Source organism: Polynucleobacter campilacus, from assembly GCF_002206625.1.
In the GTDB taxonomy this organism is placed as follows: Bacteria; Pseudomonadota; Gammaproteobacteria; order Burkholderiales; family Burkholderiaceae; genus Polynucleobacter; species Polynucleobacter campilacus.
In genome coordinates, this window is record NZ_NGUP01000003.1 from 494878 (window position 1) to 514636 (window position 19759).

Here is a 19759-nt window from a genome sequence, read left to right on the forward strand (position 1 = left end):
CGATTCTTGCCGTTACTCTTGTTTAAACTTCTTCGCGTGGTGATCTGCGCCAATAAAGAGGTACATTGCAGGCACCACGAATAAAGTAAATAATGTGCCGATTGATAAACCGGTGAAGATCACAATACCCATGGATTGACGGCCTGCCGCGCCCGCTCCAGAGGCAATCACTAGGGGTAAGACTCCCAATACCATTGCTGCCGTGGTCATCAAAATAGGCCTTAAGCGAACGCTGCTTGCTTCAATAATGGCATCTAACTTACTGCGCCCTGCTTCTTGCAGTTCATTAGCAAACTCCACAATCAAAATGCCATGTTTACTAATAAGTCCCATCAGTGTGACTAGACCCACTTGGGTATAGACGTTCAAAGTAGTAAATCCTAAATTGATAAAGATCAGTGCGCCGAATAAAGCGAGTGGTACTGATACCAAAATCACAATCGGGTCACGGAAGCTTTCGAACTGTGCAGCAAGTACCAGGAACACAATCAGAATTGCAAAGAACATCGTGACTAAGAAGCCGCCAGATTCTGCCATAAACTGGCGTGATGGGCCTGCGTAGTCCATGCTGTAGCCACTGGGTGCAACCTCTTTTAAGGATTGGCGCATGAACTCCAATAAATCAGCCTGTGAAATAAATGGTGTGCTCACACCTGCAATCGTCGCAGAGTTTAATTGTTGAAAGTGATTGATTGACTGAGGAACAACACGCTGCTTAATACTGGCAATCGTACGCGCCTGAATCATTGCGCCACTTGGAGTACGAATGTAGTAGTCTAAGATCTGATCTGGATTTAAGCGATCCGTCTGCTTCACTTGCGGGATAACGCGATACGATCTCCCCGCTACTGAGAAGTAGTTCACATAAGCACCGCCTAATGCAGCAGATAGAGCAGAGCCAACTTGTTGCTGCGTCATACCTAAAGCAGCAACTTTTTCTCGGTCGATCACCAGAACATCTTGAGGCTTATCGATCTTCAAATCTGAATCTACATAGAAAAAATTTCCAGATCGACGTGCTTTGTCCAAAACCGCCTGGGAAACTTCATTAAGCTGCTCATAGGATTCGGTAGTATTAATAACAACTTGTACTGGGAAGCCCTGTGCTCCCGGCAATGCTGGGAACTGAAAAGCTGCAACACGGACGCCAGCAATCGTATTCCACTTCTGTTGCATATCTTGTTGAAACTTCGTAGCATTACGACTGCGCTCACTCCAATCCTTCAACAAGATGCCTCCAAAGCTTGAGGTTGGACTAGTGATTTGGAAGGCCTGCTCATACTCTGGCTCAGCACTTGCAATGGCATAGATTTGATCTGCATAAGTCTGCATTTGATTGACAGTACTATTCGGTGGACCAGATGCTTGCATCAATACAATGCCCTGGTCTTCAGTTGGCGCTAGTTCGGCACGGGCTGTGGCGTAAAGATAAGCAACCCCACCTAAAAGAATCGCACCCATCACAATAATGACCTGCCATGTGCTTAGTAAATCTCGCAGGGTATTTTGGTAGCCGTGATGAACCTTATCAAAAATGCGGTCAATCTTTTTTACAAAAGAAGAGGCTTCCTGCTCTTCAGTAAAGATACGCGAACACATCATTGGCGAAAGCGTTAATGCAATCAGACCTGAAACTGCAACGGCACTAGCTAAAGTAAATGCAAATTCTGTGAAGAGCGCACCAGTCAATCCACCCTGGAAGCCAATCGGGATATACACCGCAATCAAAACAACTGTCATCGCCAAAATAGGACTACCTAATTCGCGGGCAGCAATCAATGAAGCCTCCAGGGGAGACTTACCCTCTTTCATATGACGATCGACGTTTTCAACCACGATGATGGCGTCATCAACCACTAAACCAATTGCCAATACCAAAGCTAAAAGGGTTAACAAATTAATGGAGTAACCCAGTACTTGCATCAAAAAGAAGGTGCCAATGAGCGAGAGTGGCATAGCAATGACTGGGACAGCAACTGCTCGGATACTGCCTAAGAAAAGATAAATCACTACCGTCACAATGATCAAAGCCTCGATCAACGTCATCACTACCTCATCAATAGAGCTAGTAATAAATTCAGTCGAGTCATAAACGATCTTGCCAGTCATACCAATTGGTAGTTGCTTCTGAATATCAGGAACAGCATCTCTTACACGCTGTGCAACGTCTAATAAGTTAGCCTGGGGAGCAACCTTAATGCCAATAAATACAGATTTTCTGCCGCTAAAAGCAACGTTAGTGTTGTAGTCTTCAGAGCCTAAAGTAACAGTGGCTACTTGATCCAAATAAACAATATTGACACCATCTTTTTTAACAACCAGCTTACGAAATTCATCTAGGGTATGTAAGTCAGTGCCAGCCACTAGATCGACAGCAACCATATCGCCCTTAGTACTTCCGACTGCTGATAAATAGTTATTGGCAGACATCGCAGAAAATACGTCGTCAGCACCAATTCCAAGTCCGGCCATCTTTTCACGGTCTAGCCATGCGCGCAGGGCAAATTTTCTGCCGCCAATAATTTCAGCATTCTGCACACCGTCAACAGCATCTAACTTAGGCTTTACAACACGCAATAAATAATCAGTAATCGCATTATTAGGTATGTCATCGCTATAAAAACCCATATACATCGCGGCAGTTGATTGACCTACCTGAACTGTCAATACTGGCTGCTGAGCCTGGGGTGGCAATTGATTCTTAACCGCACTAATTTGAGTCTGAATCTGGGTTAAGGCTGCATTAGAGTCATAATTCAACTTCAAGGTCGCAGTAATTGTGGATACACCACTAATGCTCGCGGAAGATAAATAATCAATACCTTGCGCCTGCGCAATTGAAGCCTCAAGCGGCTGCGTAATAAAACCTGCGATCGTTTCTGGATCAGCGCCATAGTAAGCAGTGCTGATGGTCACAACTGCATTCTGGGTTTGTGGATACTGATTTACCGGTAAGGAGCCAATGGCCTTTAAACCAAATACCAACACGAGCGCACTCACTACCAGTGAAAGCACTGGTCTGCGAATGAAGATGTCGGTCCAATTCATCGGCTCATTATTCCTGAGGCTTAGGATCGGGTGAATTAGCTGGCTGCACCGTATTATTAATAATGAGCGGCGTGCCATTCTTCAGCTTTAATTGACCACTTGTCACTACTGTGGCACCCTCTTCAACTCCTTTGAGAATTGCCACTTGATCGCCTCGTGTTGCTCCAGTAGTAACAAATACTTGTTGCGCCTCTAATACCGGCTTACCTTGCTTATCTTTCTTGCCAGTGGGTTTAGCAATGAATACTGTTGAGCCATAAGGGTTATAAGTCACAGCCGTTTGCGGCAAGGTTAATAATTTTGCCTGTTCACCAACTTTGATATTCACATTGGCAAACATTCCAGGAAGAATTTTCTTATCTGGATTAGCAATTTGCGCCTCAACTTGAATATTGCGAGTATTGGTGTCCACCTTTGGACTTACAGCTGTAATCTTTCCGGTAAAGCTTGCATCTTTAAAGGCATCTGTTGTCACGAATACTTCTTGCCCCACCTGAATTTGCTCAGCATTACTTTGTGGCAAGTTAAAGTCCACAAAAATAGGGTCTAAAGTTTGTAAGGTTAAGAGCTTATCGCCTGGATTAACGTACTGACCAGGGTTAATGGATATGATGCCGACCCGACCACTAAAGGGGGCCTTTAAATTCTTTTTAGCAACTAAAGCAGTCTGTGACTCGACTTGTGCAAGCTTGGACTTTGCATCTGCTGCACTCGTATCAAACACATTTTTACTAATTGCCTGGATTGCTAGCTGCTGTTTATCGCGCTCATTAATGACTTTTGCAAGCTCCGCCATTGCCTTTAAGGATTTCAACTGTGCAACATCAGACGCATCGTTTAGCTTAATTAATAAATCACCTTCTTTGACATCCTGGCCAGATTTAATTGGCACTGCAAGAACCAATCCACCAATCTCGGTACTTAAATCTACACCCCTAAATGCGCGAACATTACCAACACTACTTAGTTTAGGCTGCCATTCAGAAGTAGAAATGGCCATTGTTGAAACTGTCGCTGGGGGCAAACCCATTCCTGAGACGAAATACTTAATCATGAACATCTTGGCTTGATTAAACGCAAAAATTAAGCCTAGCAGCAAAAATACTCCGCACAACATGATGGTCATTCGGCGCTGGAAGGGCTCCATAGCCATGAGCTTGGCGCATGCTTTAGTACCACGCCATTTTTGACCCATGCGAGCATAAAAAGCTTTGGCTTTTTCCCAGATTGAAATTACTTTTTCACGCAATCTCCACTCGACTGTCTTGAGCCTAATCCAGGCCCATAAGGCAAGAATCATAGCAATGAGTTTGTTTTTAATTTGTTCCAGAAGTTTCATTTTGATCTTTATTCGCTATGTCTTTTGGTTTAAAGGCAGGGCCCTCACGATTCCACCAGCCACCGCCTAATGCCGCAAATAATGCTGCAGTATCAGAAAAACGGGTTGCTTGAGCCGCGACTGATTTCACTTTTGCTTGTTGATATTGATTTTGGTAATAAAGGACTGCCAAGTAACTTGTAGTACCCAATTTATATTGCTGTTGAACCAGGTCTAATGTTTCATAGGCATAACGCTCTGCATCAGATGCTGCTTTAAGCGCTTGGGCTCCGGTCTCTAGTGCACGTAAAGCATTAGCCACTTCTTGAAAAGCATTTAAGACTGTTGCCTGGTACTGAAAAGCTGCTTGCTCATAATTTGCGATGGCGCCACGGCGTTGCGCCAACAACTGACCACCCTGAAATAGGGGCTGCAAAATTCCACCGCCAATAGACCACAATGCAGAGTTAGGGCCAAATAATGCAGCAGAGGTGAGCGCAGCTGAACCAATTGATCCAGTGATATTGAACTGAGGTAATAGGTTGGCTGTTGCTACCCCAACAAATGCATTCTGCGCCTTGAGTTGTGCCTCAGCAGCGCGGACATCGGGGCGCTGACGTACCAGGCTTGATGGTATGGAAAGTGGCAACTTTTCAGGCAAGTGCAAATTAGAGAGATCAAACTTTGCAATATTGGCGTTACTAGGTAACTCGCCAACTAGCAAGGCTAACTGATTGCGAGCAAACGCTAAATTACGCTCATAATTAAATAAATCCACTTGCGAACTGGCTACTAAAGTTTGCTGGGAGGTCAAATCAACCTTATTAACAGTGCCGATCTTTAATTGTTTTTCTGTTACGTCGGCTAAATTAATTTGGGCTTTTAAGATCTCTTCTGTAGCCTGCATTTGCGCACGTAGGGCTGCTTCTTTGACTGCGCCAGTAACAACATTGGCAGTCAATGAAAGGTAAGCCCCTTCTAGTTGAAACTGAGCAACTTCAGCTTGCGCTCTAGCTCCCTCAACAGCACGCCGTGCACCACCAAACACATCCAGCTTATAAGTCACGTTTACTGAAGTGTTGTAAAGGTTGTAGGTGTCAGATCCGTATGGTAGGCCATAGATTGCCGATGGCTGAAGTTGTCGAGTAGCCGCGCCGCCAACACTTACCGCTGGAAAATATTGGCCGCCAATTTGAGCGCTCACATTTTCTTGCGCCGCACGCAATGCTGCATCTGCCGCGCCTAAGCTTGGATTCTGCTCAAGCGCTTTTTTAATTAGAGCATCAAGCTCCGGAGACTTATAAAGTGTCCACCATTGAGCTTCTATATCTGCACCCTCGGTAAATTCTTGAGGAGTACCGCCAGGCACTCCAGGTGCAGCAGTTAACTTTTGAGACAGGGGGCTTTCAGTATAAGACTTAGCCTTCGGGGCATCTGGCTGCTTAAAGTCTGGGCCAACCGCACACGCAGAGAACAACCCTGTGCAAATCAACAGAAGCAAATTTAAACGTGAGAGTGGTGGCACTTTCGACAGAAACATGGATTGCAACAAATATCCTCTTTAACAGGACTTATTTGAACACAGAAATGTCATCGGGGCTTTGTAAAGTCCTGATTTAAATACTGAAATTTGTTCACAGCTTTGGAGAAATGTCAAACATGACAATTATTCAACGGTAACACTCTTTGCAAGGTTTCTTGGCTTATCAACATCGGTACCTCGAGCACACGCGGTGTGATACGCAAGCAACTGCAGTGGTACTACATGCAAGATTGGCGAGAGATTACCGTAGTGCTCAGGTAAGCGGATAACATTAATTCCTTCAGTGCTAATGATATTAGTATCAAGATCAGCAAAGATATACAACTTTCCGCCGCGCGCTTTTACTTCCTGCATGTTGGATTTCAATTTCTCCAAAAGCACATCATTTGGAGCGACTGTTACAACTGGCATCTTGTCTGTTACTAATGCCAATGGACCGTGCTTTAACTCACCAGCCGGGTAGGCTTCAGCATGAATATAAGAGATCTCTTTGAGCTTAAGCGCACCTTCAAGAGCGATCGGATAGTGTAAGCCGCGACCCAAGAAAAGTGCATTTTCACATTTAGAAAATGTATCACTCCAAGCAATGATTTGTGGCTCAAGCGCTAATACTGCATTCAGAGCTTTTGGTAAATGTCGTAATTCTAGAAGTAGCTCTTTTTCTTTTTCAGCAGAGACCTTACCCGTTCGCTTTGCAAGCGATACAGCTAAAAGGTACAAAGCTAGCAATTGGGTTGTAAATGCCTTGGTGGATGCAACGCCAACCTCAATGCCCGCTTTAGTCAAGAAATGCCAATTGGTTTCACGAACCATTGCGCTACTAGCAACGTTGCAAATGGCTAGCGTGTAAGAGTGTCCAAGAGTCTTAGCGTGACGAAGGGCTGCCAAAGTATCTGCAGTCTCACCAGATTGAGAGACCACCACAATGAGTGTTTTTGGATTTGGCACAGTCTTGCGATAACGATACTCACTAGCGATCTCTACTTGAGTGGGAACGCCAGCGATATCTTCCAACCAATATTTAGCAACGCAAGCCGAGTAATAACTAGTGCCGCAAGCCAGAATCAAGATTTGATCAAATTTTTGCCAGTCATCTGGATTGGCATTAAAGAGTTCTGGACCAAATGAGGCAATATTAGCCAGAGTATCGCTAATGGCTCTGGGTTGCTCAAAGATCTCTTTTTGCATGTAATGCTGATAAGGCCCTAAATCTACAGAATCGGCCTGAGCAGGCATCGGCTTACACTCTCTTTGTACAGGCTTTCCAGATTGATCGATTACTTGCGCGCTATCGGCCGTAAGAATTGCAATATCGCCCTCTTCCAAATACATCATTGAACTAGCACGTCCCGCTAAAGCAAGAGCATCTGAAGCTAAAAAGTTTTCATGCTCACCAAGTGCTACTACCAGGGGTGAACCAACACGCGCACCAACCAAGGTGGCGGGCTTATCTTGAGCAATCACTCCAATTGCATATGCACCGTGTAATTTAGGCAGGACTGTTCTTACTGATTGGGCAATATCTTTTTGACCACTAGCAAGGTATTCCTGATGAATTAAATGCGCAATGACTTCAGTATCCGTTTCAGAGGTGAAAACATAACCAGCAGCTTTTAACTCTGTGCGCAGATTTTCATAATTCTCAATAATGCCGTTATGTACCACCGCAATCAATTCATTAGAAATGTGGGGATGCGCGTTTTGAGTATCTGGCTTGCCATGTGTAGCCCAGCGTGTATGGGCAATACCAATCGTGCCAATAAATTCTTTTCCTTGATCGGCTAATTCAGACACACGGGCTGTTGTACGCGCTCTTTTGATTGGATGATTAGCATCGCCACTATTCATTACCGCAAACCCACAGGAGTCGTAACCACGGTACTCAAGACGACGTAAGCCCTCAACCAAAACATCAACAATATTTTGATGAGATGCTGCACCAACAATACCGCACATTATTTTTTACCCTTTGCGGTTTTTTTGATGGCAGTCTGCTTTGTAGCCGCTTTTTTTACCTGCTTCACTGGTCGTTTCCACTGTAAAGATACTTGCTTCGCTCTTGATACAGTCAACTGATTTGCGGGTGCGTCTTTTGTCAGGGTTGTACCCGCACCCAATGTAGCGCCACGCCCAACGCGTACCGGAGCAACCAATTGGGTATCTGACCCAATAAAGACATCATCCTCAATAATGGTCTGATGTTTGTTAACACCGTCATAGTTGCAGGTAATCGTACCTGCGCCAATATTGACTCTGGATCCAACAATGGAATCACCCACATACGACAAATGATTTGCTTTGCTATTAGCAGCAATCTTGCTGTTCTTGACTTCAACGAAGTTGCCAATGTGAACATCATTTGATAAATCGGCGCCTGGACGTAAGCGGGCGTATGGACCAATCACTGATTGATTACCAACTTTAGCGCCATCAATATGGCTGTATGCATGCACTGCTACTGCTTTACCAATCACGCTATTGCGAATCACACAGTAAGGACCAATCTTTGTGCCTGCTACTAAGGTAACGCAGCCCTCAAAGACACAGCCTACATCAATAAAAACATCGGTGCCGCACTCAAGGGTGCCGCGCACATCGATGCGCGCAGGATCAGCTAGCGATACGCCAGCATCCATCAGCTGACGGGCGATGTTAAGTTGATGGACTCGCTCTAGGCTAGCTAACTGGTCGCGACTATTGATGCCAATAGTTTCAAACTCGTCATCTGCTTGTGTAGTTCGAATGGGTACACCATCCTTAACAGCCATCGCAATCACATCAGTTAAATAGTACTCACCCTGTGCATTACTAGCACGTAAAGCTTTAAGCCACTTCTTTAATGCATTGGTTGGTAACACCATAATGCCGGTATTAATTTCTTGAATTGCTTTTTGTGCTGGAGTTGCATCTTTCTCCTCCACAATCTCTTGTACCGAACCATCCGCGTCACGCACTATGCGGCCATAGCCTGTTGGGTTCGAAAGATTCTGAGTAAGCAAAGCCAAAGCAGAATGTTGGCCACGCACACCATCAGCTAATTTAGCCAACTTACTCAAAGTCTTTTTACTAGTCAGCGGTACATCGCCATACAAAACCAAAGTAGGCTCTTGCACATCCAGCTTTGGAAGCGCCTGCAAGAGTGCATGCCCTGTACCTTTTTGCTCAGCCTGGAGAACAGTACTGACTTTGCTAAAACTAGGATCCTCTTTACTTGTATTGACTAAAAATGATTTAACGTCAGCAGCGCCGTGGCCAACCACCACAATCGGGCTAGTTTTAGTCTGTTTATTTTGTAAAGATAGAGCAGTAATCAGGACGTGCTGAAGAAGTGGTTTGCCTGCTAAAGTTTGCAGGACCTTGGGCAGGGCGGATTTCATCCGCTTTCCTTGACCCGCAGCCAATATGACGATATTCATAAAGAGGGATTATAAGTCCCTTGAATAAGCGTTCCGCACGCCAATTCTTCTAATTCAGCCTCATCAATTGCCTTATCCCCAGAGGATCTAGCAGCAATGCCAGATAGCTCTCTAGAAATTTCTAAATTTTGGAAATCAAAAGCCTCCCCATCCATCAAATGAGATGGCACGATGTGGTGCATTGAGCGAAAGAGATTCTCTACACGGCCAGGGTATTTTTTCTCCCAATCGCGCAACATTTCTTTCATGACTTGGCGCTGAAGATTGGGCTGACTGCCGCAGAGATCACACGGAATAATTGGGAAATTCATATCCTGCGCATAACGCTCCAACAATTTCTCGGGAACATAAGCTAAAGGACGAATCACAATATGCTTGCCATCATCAGAACGAAGCTTAGGCGGCATACCTTTTAACTTGCCTGCATAGAACATATTGAGCATCAGAGTTTCTAAGATGTCATCGCGATGGTGTCCTAAGGCAATTTTGGTGGCGCCTAGCTCATCTGCGACGCGGTACAAAATCCCACGACGCAAGCGGGAGCACAAACCACAAGTCGTCTTCCCTTCTGGTATCACGCGCTTCACAATGCTATAGGTATCTTGCTCTTCAATATGAAACTGAACGCCTAAGCTCTTTAGATAGTTAGGCAATATCTCCGCAGGAAAATTAGGTTGCTTCTGGTCAAGGTTAACGGCGACGATCTCAAAGTTGATTGGAGCGCGCTCACGTAACTTCATCAAAATATCTAGCATGGCATAACTGTCTTTGCCACCAGAAACACAGACCATGACCTTGTCTCCGTCTTCGATCATGCCAAAGTCGCCAATAGCTTGGCCAACTAAGCGACAGAGTTTTTTCTCTAGCTTGTTTTCTTCGAAGATTACTTTACGAATATCACCCATAACTGCTCACTTATGCCTGCTTAATACGAAACACTTCAACGCCAACAGAATGACAATCTGGATAGACATCTGGTTTTGCAGTGCTAACGCATGCTGCCAATACCTTGGGATGCGCAAGCATTACCGCAACGATGTCATCGCAAAATGTTTCTTGAAGGTGGATATGGCCCTGAGAGGCCCGCGCTTTAATGGTTTCGCGCATAAAGTCATAATCGACCACCTCATCTAATTGGTCGTTTGTTGGCGTATTCTTGGCCAATGGAATGTAGAGATCTACATTAAGAATTACGCGTTGTTCTGCTTTTTTCTCAAAATCATGAACGCCGATGTTGATATAGATTTCATAGTCCCGTAAAAATAAACGGCGGCAGTCAGCAAGTGCAGGATGGGAAAGAATAGTGTGCATAAATAGTCTACTTAATTTGTCTTAAACATTACATCGCGTGATGAAGGTAATAAATGTTGGCCACCATCAACATATAAAGTAGTTCCAGTAATGGCGTTAGCCTGAGCTAAAAAGACGGCTGCTTTCGCAACATCGTCAGGTGTTGAAGATTTTCCTAGCGGTGTCATTTGATGCGCTTTTTCAAAGCCATCATTAGTTTGATCGCCCGAGGGTAAAGAAATTCCGGGCGCTAAGCCAAGCACTCTAAGGTAAGGAGCAAAATCGAGGGCCAACACTTCTACTGAAGTTGCTAGCGCAGCTTTAGATAATGTATATGACAAATAATCTGGGTTGAGATTAATCAACTTTTGATCGAGCAATTGAATGACAGATGGTAAATTCTCACTACCTGCTTTACTTGAATTATTTTTCTTAAACTCAAACATCAATTGAGAAAGTAGGATCGGTGCAGTCAAATTAACCTGCATATGCTCCTGCAAGCTTTTGGCAGTTAATGGTGCATTTGAGTTGGCACGATCGTACTCAAAAATAGATGCACTATTGACTAAGCAATGCAGATTTACAAATTGCTGACTCACGGCAGTAAACAGCTTCTTGATAGCTGCTTCGTCTGCTAAATCCGCCTGAAAAACTTGGGATTTAACCCCCATCATTTCGATTTCTCTGGTAACTTCTTTAGCCTCTTGCTCAGATCGCCCATAATGAACAGCAACATCCCATCCCTGGCGCGCAAACTGCAAAGCGATTTCCCGACCCAGACGCTTGGCGGCGCCGGTCACTAAAACTGCCTTCTTTTGCTGGGATAAGGGTGGGTTCAATTAAATTCTCTTAGACTAGCGAGCTATGGATATTACCTTGACCAGCCTAGAAACGGAGCATAGCGAACTCCTCAAGGGCAAAATTGCCTCTGAGATAGCCTCCCAGGGTGGATGGTTGCCATTTTCCAGATATATGGAGATGGCACTATATGAGCCTGGAATGGGCTATTACAGCGCTGGGGCGCATAAATTAGGTACTGGTGGGGACTTCACCACAGCCCCCGAGCTAAGCCCCCTCTTTGGCGCTGCTATTTGTTCGACTTTGTTGCCAGTCCTTGAGAGCCTCAAAGAAAAAGGTTTGCGCACCCAAATCCTTGAATTTGGTGCCGGCACGGGAAAACTTGCCGCCTCTGTTCTGAGTCGCTTACATGATCTTGGATTTAGTTTGGATCGCTACGACATCATTGAGATTTCTCCAGACTTGGCGCAGCGTCAGCAAGAGTGCATTGGTAATATTGTTGAGAAATTGAAGTTATCCACTCAATACCGTTGGCTTGAAAAATTACCAAAGGACTTCAAGGGCATCATTCTTGCTAATGAAGTGATCGATGCCATTCCTTGTGATGTCATCATTTATCAAAATGGATTTTGGTATTGGTATGGCGTTACCTTTCAGGATGGCAAGTTACTTTGGAAAGTAAGTTCACCAGTCAATCAAGAGTTATTACCTGAGAGCCTTTTGGATGGAAGCTTTTCCGAAGGCTATGTCACCGAACTTCATACGCCTGCTAATGCGTGGATGCATCAAGTTGCCAAACACCTAGATACTGGTTTGTTTTTAACTTTCGACTATGGCTTTCCAGAAAGTGAGTATTACCATCCGCAAAGACTAGAGGGAACATTGATGGCACACCATCGCCATCATGCAATTCAAGACCCATTTTATCTGCCTGGTCTTTGTGACTTAACGACACATATTGAGTGGTCACAAATTGCTCGTAGTGCGCTGGCAGAAAATGCTGATGATATTTTTTTGACCAATCAAGCCGGATATTTATTGGATGCCGGCATTGGCGATATTGCGCTCGAGATTGGAGATCCAAGCGCTCCTGAAACTTTTCTGCCCATTTCCAACGCATTGCAAAAATTACTCTCCGAAGCAGAGATGGGTGAGCTCTTTAAGGCATTTGCCTTCTCGAAGAATTTAGATACTTTATTGCCTGGATCTTCTCTAGAAGATCTGCCTGGGCTGCGCGGCAGAAATAGACTCTAAAGCCTAAGACTGTAATGCGGCAGCAATCGCAGCAAGTCTGGCAGCTTCAAATGCACTGCCAATGCGCTCGCCATTAGATCGGTCTTGCGCCTCAACACCAGCAATAATCTCTGCGGTATTTAATGCCTGAGCATTGCGCATGGCTGCTACCAATACAGAAACATTGAACCCGATTTTCCCAGCAAGATTCAGTAATGCTTGGCCACGATCTGGCTTACGCCAAACATCAGCGCGATTAAACCAAGCCAAGACATCGACAGCTTGATAGGCCGCTTCCGAGTGCCTATCAACCAGCACCTTTAATTCACTAAAAATCTCACTAAAGTCACGCACTTCAATCGGCATACGCACACATTCAGCCCATGAACGAATTTCAGAGGCTGACAAATCCATCAAGATGATGGCACAGCGCTCTTCTAGGTTATTACTACTAGCCTCGCAATACTGAATCAATAATTCACGAAATGCCTCTTCTGCAAGTTTCGCAGTAAGCGTGCTTGGCAACAGGGATTTGGCAGCGCCGGTATCTAGCAAAACTTGGAACATATGCATAGGCTTTGAAGCAACTAGGCCTCTAGCTAGCTCCTGCCAAATCCGCTCTGCTGAAAGCGCATTTAACTCGCCCGCCTGAACAATTGCCTTTAATGCCGACATCGTGTCATTGGCAATCCTAAATTCAGGAAAGCGTGCAGCAAAGCGAGCAATACGCAATAAGCGCAACGGATCTTCAGAAAAAGTATCAGATACATGACGAAATACTTTGGCAGCTAAATCTTCTTGACCGTTATAAGGGTCAATGATCGGTCCAAACTGTTTTCCATCGGGGCCTACTTCTTGAGCCATAGCATTCATCGTTAAATCGCGGCGCTCTAGGTCTTGGTCCAAGGTAACTGAAGGATCTGCATAAAAATGAAAGCCTTTATACCCTTGGCCTGTTTTACGTTCAGTGCGAGCTAGCGCATACTCAGCCTGAGTTTCTGGATGCAGAAAAACCGGAAAATCCTTGCCCACAGGACGAAAGCCTTTAGCAATCATTTCATGTACGCTAGAGCCAACGACTACATAGTCGATATCGTGCACAGGCAAACCCATTAAGGTATCCCGTATTGCACCACCGACTGCATAGATCTTCATTGCTTCATACCCTCAAGGCTTCGCCGGCTCATTTTGAAGACTTCACTTAATGCATCTTTACCGCTTACAGGCAACACATTAGGCAATTGCATTGAAGCAATATTGTCACGCGACATCAAAGTAGGTACTGGCAAAAATTCAAATGCTAAGGCTTGTAGATAGCCTACAAAAGCGGGCACCGGAATGATGGCACAAGACGTTTTGGCTTTACGTGCAGCAAACTCCACAATCTCTTTCATGTTGTAGACCATAGGGCCTACCAAATCATATGATTCATGAATGGTCTGGGGCATCTTTAATGCCATCACAAAAGCGCTTGCTACATCATCTACGCTTACTGGTTGAAACTTTGCCTGATGATTTGCTAAAGGCATTACTGGAAATAATTTGGCTAACTTTGAAAATAAATTAATGAACTGATCTTGGGCGCCAAAAATGACTGATGGCCTAAAAATAGTCCAATCTAAACTACTGGCTTTGACTGCCGCCTCACCATCGCCCTTACTACGCTGATACATAGACGGTCCACTGGAGTCTGCACCCAAAGCACTCATATGAAGGTAGCGCTTGAGACCATGCATTTGCATCGCGGTCATAATATTTTTTGGTAAATCTACATGCGCAGCTTTAAATACTTTTCCATAAGGCGTTGCCGGCTTATCGTGCAAGACACCCACCAAATTAATCACGGCACCATTGTCATGAATGCGTGCACACAAAGATTGCAGTTCATCAAAATCATGAATATCAGCATCCTCTAAATGTACTTTAGGCAACATCCGTAACTCCCGGCCCGCAGCCAAGTGGCTTGTAGGTAAGAGAACTGAATAGCCCGCTGCTTGTAATTGCGCAGCCAGCACTCGCCCAACAAATCCATTACCACCAATCAAAAGAATGTCGTATTTCATAAGCTCTTTTATAAATGAATGCTAATTAAGGTAACTCAGATTGGGTAGCTGTCTTAGGTGAGATAACACCCAGGCGCTGCTTCAAAGAAGGGGCTTGACCATTCATGACCGACGAATAGTAATTGGCGTTTGAGAGTACATTCTTGACATAAGTGCGCGTCTCATTAAACGGAATAGTCTCCGCAAAGATGGCGCCTTCGGTTGGGCTTGTTAATTTTTCACGCCATGCTTTTGAGCGAGAGGGGCCAGCGTTATAAGCAGCTGATGCCAGCACCCAAGAACCATCTAGGTCAACTAAGACCATATTGAGATAATTACTGCCCAAAGTTAAATTCGTATTGGTATCGCTGAGCTTGTCATTGGTGTAGTTGAGCATGCCAATTTTTTTAGCAACATACTTTGCCGTATTAGGCATCACCTGCATTAGGCCCGAGGCGCCTACCGATGAAGATGCATTCATGATGAAGCGTGATTCTTGACGAATGAGTCCATAAGCCCATGCAAGGTTTAAGTCAATTTGTCTTGCAATCGGAGAAAGCTCATCCCTAAATGGAGTTGGGTAACGCAAACTAAAGTCATGCTCTTGCTTCGTACGATCAGCGGTATTCACAACACGGTCGTATAAATGAATACGCTTAGCGTACTCAGCAGCAGCCAACAACTGCTTGTCAGTCATGTTGCGCAGCTCCCAGTTCCACTCGCGATTGCCTTCAAAGCGAAGGTTCATGGCATATAAACGCTCGCCCCTCACAAACCCCTTACGACTGGCCATTGCATCAATGTCTTGCTCGGTTACCTTAGTACGAGATGGCGCATGATTCGACTTACCTAACTCTTCGCGAGCCAGTTGCCCATAAAAATTGTATTGCTCATCAATTAACTCAAAGCTCTCCTTGGCCTTTGCATCCTGACCTTCGGCTTTTAAGGCGCGGCCATACCAATAAGTCCAAGCCGGATCTTTACTGCGCACTATGGGATTCATGCCCTCTATCGCATTTTTTACCAAGCTCCAATCCTTAGCACGTAAGCCTGCGCGCACCTTCCACTCCTGAGACTCAACTGAGAGCAGCTCGTTGTAACCAAGCTCTTGCTGCAAGCGATACGCATCATCAGCATTAGGATCTAATTTCTTTGCCAGAAATTGACCAATCACACCCCAAGCTACTGCTTGATTTTCTTTGCTATAGCGCGATGAAGTTTGTAAAAAATCTCGGTACGCTTTTGCTGGATCAGCCTTTGCAGCTTTTACAATTTCTGCAATAGGATCTTCGCCACCCAAACGACGTGCCATTGTGTCAAAACCTCTTTCACTAGCCGCCCGACCAATCGCCCTAGCCTCGCTTGGTGTCATTCCACCAGCAGCAACCAAGGAAGGAACTAATTCTTGGCAAGCTTGTCCAAAGTAACTTGGGTCTAATAAAAATGATCGCGTATCGATTGCTAATTTAGTGGGGTTCTCGCCTTGTGATAATTTTGACAGCAAGGAATAGCACTTCACCTGAGTATCATCATCCAACACAAACTTGGCATACTCTAGATCAAAGCGCGCCCAGTCTTTTCGCTTACCCAAAACCAACAACCAATCGTTACGCATCCGATCAGCCAATGCCGTGCCATGATACTGATTTAAGAATGCAATGACCTGGGCATCAGCGCTGTAATCGCTACGCGGTCCACCGCCACTATCAAATAATTGCGGCTTAATACGAAAGTAGGTCACATAATCATCAAATGGATAGGCGGCCAGGTTAGATGAAAGCTGTTGCGTGCGGAAAACATCATTCTTTCTAGCGGCCTCCCGTAAATCAATAAACATCCGATCTGTATCGGTAATCTCGGCAGGGGCTGCCTTGCTTTCATAGGATTTAGGAAGACTTGATTTTTTAGGCTTTTCAGCAAAAGTGTTGGACATAGATAAGGCTAGCCCCAGGATCAAAATTTTGGTCCAGCGGAACTGATTAACCTTGAGAATTTCAGACTTCTTTTTCACTATCTAGCCCTGTACATAATTACCAGTATTCGGCTGGCATTAAGTTGTTTACTATATCTTCTAATTTTCGCCTGATAATGGTCGATATGCACGCTAATTCGCCAAAAACTCTTCGTCAAGATTTGTTAAACCAACGCAAAGAATTTGCTGCTGGGCAAAGTTATGCTCAAGCCAAAGAGAGGCTAATTGCCGGTCTTAATCAGTTTTTAGTGAAAGATGGTAATTCCCTACGGTCTATAGCGCTTTATTGGCCCATACAAGATGAACTTGATTTGCGTTCAGCATTAATCGCTTGGGCAAACCAAAATCCTGGATGCGCTCTAGCGCTTCCCTACGCGCGTCCCGATAAACACCTCGACTTCTATGAATGGCAAGATGGGGATGCTTTGACCCCAAGCCAACATGGGGTTCCTGAGCCAAACCCAAATAACCCCTCAAGACCAGCAATCACTCCTGACTGCATCCTCATTCCCTGCGTAGGGTGGTCTAGCTCTATTGAGAACGACAAAACTCATTATTGGCGCCTAGGCTATGGCGGCGGATATTTTGATCGAACCCTAGCCGCACTCAGAAATAATAACCCCCAGTTCATCTGTATCGGGATTGGGTTTGATTGGCAAAAACTCAATGATGCCCAATGGGTAGCCCAAGCGCATGATGAGCCTTTAGATATGATGCTTACGGAGTCTGGCTTACTTCGCTGACTTACTTTGTTAAATCTAAGTTGTCAGCAATGGCCAAAACAGCATCTGCTTGATTTAAAGAGTAGAAATGCAATCCGGGTGCACCTGCTGTCAATAGCTGGTCGCATAAATCTGTCACTACCTCTTCACCAAATGCACGAATTGAAGCAATGTCGTCACCATAAGACTGAAGACGCAACCGAATCCAACGAGGAATCTCGGCTCCACAAGCGTCAGAGAAGCGCAATAGCTGAGTGCTATTCGTAATCGGCATGATGCCAGCAATGATCGGCTCTGTTACGCCTAAGTTATAGGCCTCATCGACAAAACGAAAGTAAGCATCAGTGTTATAAAAATACTGAGTTACTGCGGAATTGGCGCCCGCTTTCATTTTCTGCACAAAGAAATGAACATCGCTAGCAGGAGACTTCGCCTGAGGATGACACTCTGGATAAGCAGCTACATCAATATGAAACCAATCACCGGTTTCAGCACGAATAAATTCCACCAACTCATTAGCATGATGAAACTCACCATACTGGCCCATACCTGATGGTAAGTCACCCCTCAAAGCCACAATGCGTTTAATGCCTAGAGATTGATATTGCTTGAGCATCTCACGCACACTTTCACGTGAACTACCAACGCAAGATAAGTGAGGGGCAACTGCTGCACCAGCAGCATGAATATCACTCACCACTTTCAAGGTACCAGACTGCGTAGAGCCGCCGGCACCAAAGGTCACAGAATAAAACGCAGGGTTGAGAGTTTGACTAAAACGCTCGCGCACAAGATGTAGCTTCTTCTCACCTTCAGGTGTTTTTGGAGGAAAGAATTCGACGCTTAATTCCATGATTTTGGGCCCAGGGTTTCTATTAAATAATTGGATTAATAACGATAGTGGTCTGTCTTATATGGGCCTTCCTTCGTTACACCAATGTAAGAAGCTTGCTGATCAGATAACACTGTCAACTCAGCATTGAGAGTCTTAAGCTGTAAACGTGCGACCTTCTCATCCAAATGCTTGGGCAATGTATAAACGCCGATTGGGTATTTGTCGCTACCAACCGCATTCCACAATTCAATCTGCGCAATCACCTGGTTTGCAAATGAAGAGCTCATCACATAAGAAGGATGACCTGTACCGCAACCCAAGTTAACCAGACGGCCTTTAGCCAAGATGATGATGCGCTTTTCAGGCTTGCCATTGCTCGCTGGGAAAATCACGTGATCGACTTGTGGCTTGATCTCTTCCCACTTGTACTTCTCAATACCCGCAACGTCGATCTCATTATCGAAGTGACCAATATTACAAACGATGGCTTGATTCTTCATCTTCGCCATATGATCATGTGTAATGACATGGTAGTTACCAGTTGCAGACACAAAGATATCTGCTTTATCGGCAGCGTAATCCATAGTTACAACACGGTAGCCTTCCATTGCCGCTTGCAATGCACAGATTGGGTCTACCTCAGTAACCCAAACTTGAGCAGATAAGGCGCGCAAGGCTTGAGCTGAGCCCTTACCTACATCGCCATAACCGCAAACTACTGCAACCTTACCGGCAACCATGACATCGGTAGCGCGCTTGATTGCATCAACTAAAGACTCGCGGCAACCATAAAGGTTATCGAACTTGCTCTTGGTTACTGAGTCGTTCACGTTGATTGCAGGAAATTTCAATTCACCTCTAGCAAACATTTGATACAGACGATGAACACCTGTTGTGGTTTCTTCTGTAACGCCCTTAACTTTTTCCAAACGTGTTGAATACCAAGTTGGGTCTTGTGCTAATTTTTTCTTAATAGCAGAAAACAAAATTGTTTCTTCTTCACTCGTTGGGTGATTCAAGCAGGCTTGATCTTTTTCAGCACGGGCACCAAGATGTAACAACAAAGTAGCATCACCACCATCATCCAAAATCATATTGGTGAAGCCTCCATCAGCCCACTCAAAAATGCGGTGCGTGAAATCCCAGTACTGCTCAAGAGTCTCGCCCTTAATGGCATACACAGGCGTGCCATTAGCAGCAATGGCTGCAGCAGCATGGTCTTGTGTAGAGAAAATATTGCAAGATGCCCACTGCACTTGGGCACCAAGTGCCTCAAGGGTCTCAATCAACACTGCAGTTTGAATTGTCATGTGTAGCGAACCCGTGATTCGCGCTCCACGCAATGGCTGTTGTGCAGCAAACTCATCGCGAATAGCGATCAAACCAGGCATCTCAGTTTCAGCAATGGCAATTTCTTTACGTCCAAAATCAGCCAAAGAAATATCAGCAATTGCGCAACGTGTTGCAACAAAATTATTTAAATCGGTAACGGTATTCATTAATGCTCCAGCTAAATACGATCCAATGCTGGAGTGCAAACTC

The 19759-nt window shown here is 45.0% G+C and carries 15 protein-coding genes; 2 read left to right on the forward strand and 13 right to left on the reverse strand.

Annotated elements, in window-relative coordinates:
- Window positions 1-12: 12 nt before the first annotated feature.
- The 8 genes from CBI31_RS05955 to CBI31_RS05990 all read right to left on the reverse strand — a co-directional run bounded on the left by CBI31_RS05955 (window position 13) and on the right by CBI31_RS05990 (window position 11454).
- Window positions 13-3048, reverse strand: coding sequence for an efflux RND transporter permease subunit (locus CBI31_RS05955; RefSeq protein WP_088525482.1), 3036 nt, complete (start codon window positions 3046-3048; stop codon window positions 13-15).
- A gap of 7 nt (window positions 3049-3055) precedes the next feature.
- Entirely contained in the window at window positions 3056-4195 is a 1140-nt protein-coding gene (locus CBI31_RS05960; protein WP_088525875.1) for an efflux RND transporter periplasmic adaptor subunit, read from the reverse strand.
- Window positions 4196-4364: 169 nt separating this feature from the next.
- On the reverse strand, window positions 4365-5906 hold the full coding sequence (locus CBI31_RS05965) for an efflux transporter outer membrane subunit (RefSeq protein WP_088525483.1): 1542 nt from the start codon (window positions 5904-5906) through the stop codon (window positions 4365-4367).
- 126 nt (window positions 5907-6032) lie between these two features.
- A complete protein-coding gene (gene glmS / locus CBI31_RS05970) occupies window positions 6033-7865 on the reverse strand; it encodes a glutamine--fructose-6-phosphate transaminase (isomerizing) (RefSeq protein ID WP_088525484.1) in 1833 nt (610 codons plus the stop codon).
- Window positions 7865-9325, reverse strand: coding sequence for a bifunctional UDP-N-acetylglucosamine diphosphorylase/glucosamine-1-phosphate N-acetyltransferase GlmU (gene glmU / locus CBI31_RS05975; protein WP_088525485.1), 1461 nt, complete (start codon window positions 9323-9325; stop codon window positions 7865-7867). The genes glmS and glmU overlap by 1 nt, the downstream gene beginning before the upstream one ends.
- Window positions 9322-10230: a tRNA 2-thiocytidine(32) synthetase TtcA gene (ttcA, locus tag CBI31_RS05980; RefSeq protein WP_088525486.1), complete on the reverse strand. Its 909-nt coding sequence runs from the start codon at window positions 10228-10230 to the stop codon at window positions 9322-9324. Before ttcA ends, glmU begins: the two co-directional genes overlap by 4 nt.
- 10 nt (window positions 10231-10240) lie before the next feature.
- A complete protein-coding gene (locus CBI31_RS05985) occupies window positions 10241-10636 on the reverse strand; it encodes a dihydroneopterin aldolase (RefSeq protein WP_088525487.1) in 396 nt (131 codons plus the stop codon).
- Window positions 10637-10647: 11 nt separating this feature from the next.
- Window positions 10648-11454 (reverse strand): SDR family oxidoreductase, encoded by an 807-nt coding sequence (locus tag CBI31_RS05990; RefSeq protein ID WP_088525488.1) that lies wholly within the window; start codon window positions 11452-11454, stop codon window positions 10648-10650.
- 25 nt (window positions 11455-11479) lie between these two features.
- On the opposite strand from CBI31_RS05990, the gene CBI31_RS05995 reads away from it, so the two are divergent.
- Complete coding sequence (locus CBI31_RS05995) at window positions 11480-12667, forward strand: class I SAM-dependent methyltransferase (RefSeq protein WP_088525489.1); 1188 nt, start codon at window positions 11480-11482, stop codon at window positions 12665-12667.
- Window positions 12668-12670: 3 nt separating this feature from the next.
- On the opposite strand, the gene CBI31_RS06000 is transcribed toward CBI31_RS05995, so the two are convergent.
- From CBI31_RS06000 to CBI31_RS06010, 3 genes are read right to left on the reverse strand one after another with little or no spacing between them, the layout of a single operon-like run.
- On the reverse strand, window positions 12671-13801 hold the full coding sequence (locus tag CBI31_RS06000) for a tRNA nucleotidyltransferase/poly(A) polymerase-related protein (protein ID WP_088525490.1): 1131 nt from the start codon (window positions 13799-13801) through the stop codon (window positions 12671-12673).
- A complete protein-coding gene (locus CBI31_RS06005) occupies window positions 13798-14709 on the reverse strand; it encodes a complex I NDUFA9 subunit family protein (RefSeq protein WP_088525491.1) in 912 nt (303 codons plus the stop codon). Before CBI31_RS06005 ends, CBI31_RS06000 begins: the two co-directional genes overlap by 4 nt.
- 25 nt (window positions 14710-14734) lie before the next feature.
- On the reverse strand, window positions 14735-16699 hold the full coding sequence (locus CBI31_RS06010) for a lytic transglycosylase domain-containing protein (protein ID WP_240553764.1): 1965 nt from the start codon (window positions 16697-16699) through the stop codon (window positions 14735-14737).
- An 86-nt stretch (window positions 16700-16785) separates the two neighbouring features.
- Between CBI31_RS06010 and CBI31_RS06015 the strand changes: the two genes are divergently transcribed.
- Window positions 16786-17403, forward strand: coding sequence for a 5-formyltetrahydrofolate cyclo-ligase (locus CBI31_RS06015; protein WP_240553766.1), 618 nt, complete (start codon window positions 16786-16788; stop codon window positions 17401-17403).
- A gap of 1 nt (window position 17404) precedes the next feature.
- Here the strand turns inward: CBI31_RS06015 and metF are convergent, their stop codons facing one another.
- Window positions 17405-18235: a methylenetetrahydrofolate reductase [NAD(P)H] gene (metF, locus tag CBI31_RS06020; protein ID WP_088525493.1), complete on the reverse strand. Its 831-nt coding sequence runs from the start codon at window positions 18233-18235 to the stop codon at window positions 17405-17407.
- A 35-nt stretch (window positions 18236-18270) separates the two neighbouring features.
- The gene (gene ahcY / locus CBI31_RS06025; protein ID WP_088525494.1) at window positions 18271-19716 is read right to left on the reverse strand and encodes an adenosylhomocysteinase; all 1446 of its coding nucleotides are present in this window, start codon (window positions 19714-19716) and stop codon (window positions 18271-18273) included.
- Between the last annotated feature and the right edge of the window lie 43 nt (window positions 19717-19759).

Bases quoted from the DNA above. Each gene is read 5' to 3' on its own strand.
- CBI31_RS06000 (WP_088525490.1), bottom strand. From the start codon at position 13,801: ATGAAGATCTATGCAGTCGGTGGTGCAATACGGGATACCTTAATGGGT.
- CBI31_RS05960 (WP_088525875.1), bottom strand. From the start codon at position 4,195: ATGGAGCCCTTCCAGCGCCGAATGACCATCATGTTGTGCGGAGTATTT.
- metF (WP_088525493.1), bottom strand. From the start codon at position 18,235: ATGGAATTAAGCGTCGAATTCTTTCCTCCAAAAACACCTGAAGGTGAG.
- CBI31_RS05995 (WP_088525489.1), top strand. From the start codon at position 11,480: ATGGATATTACCTTGACCAGCCTAGAAACGGAGCATAGCGAACTCCTC.
- CBI31_RS06015 (WP_240553766.1), top strand. From the start codon at position 16,786: ATGCACGCTAATTCGCCAAAAACTCTTCGTCAAGATTTGTTAAACCAA.
- glmU (WP_088525485.1), bottom strand. From the start codon at position 9,325: ATGAATATCGTCATATTGGCTGCGGGTCAAGGAAAGCGGATGAAATCC.
- CBI31_RS05985 (WP_088525487.1), bottom strand. From the start codon at position 10,636: ATGCACACTATTCTTTCCCATCCTGCACTTGCTGACTGCCGCCGTTTA.
- CBI31_RS05955 (WP_088525482.1), bottom strand. From the start codon at position 3,048: ATGAATTGGACCGACATCTTCATTCGCAGACCAGTGCTTTCACTGGTA.
- ahcY (WP_088525494.1), bottom strand. From the start codon at position 19,716: ATGAATACCGTTACCGATTTAAATAATTTTGTTGCAACACGTTGCGCA.
- ttcA (WP_088525486.1), bottom strand. From the start codon at position 10,230: ATGGGTGATATTCGTAAAGTAATCTTCGAAGAAAACAAGCTAGAGAAA.
- glmS (WP_088525484.1), bottom strand. From the start codon at position 7,865: ATGTGCGGTATTGTTGGTGCAGCATCTCATCAAAATATTGTTGATGTT.
- CBI31_RS05965 (WP_088525483.1), bottom strand. From the start codon at position 5,906: ATGTTTCTGTCGAAAGTGCCACCACTCTCACGTTTAAATTTGCTTCTG.
- CBI31_RS06005 (WP_088525491.1), bottom strand. From the start codon at position 14,709: ATGAAATACGACATTCTTTTGATTGGTGGTAATGGATTTGTTGGGCGA.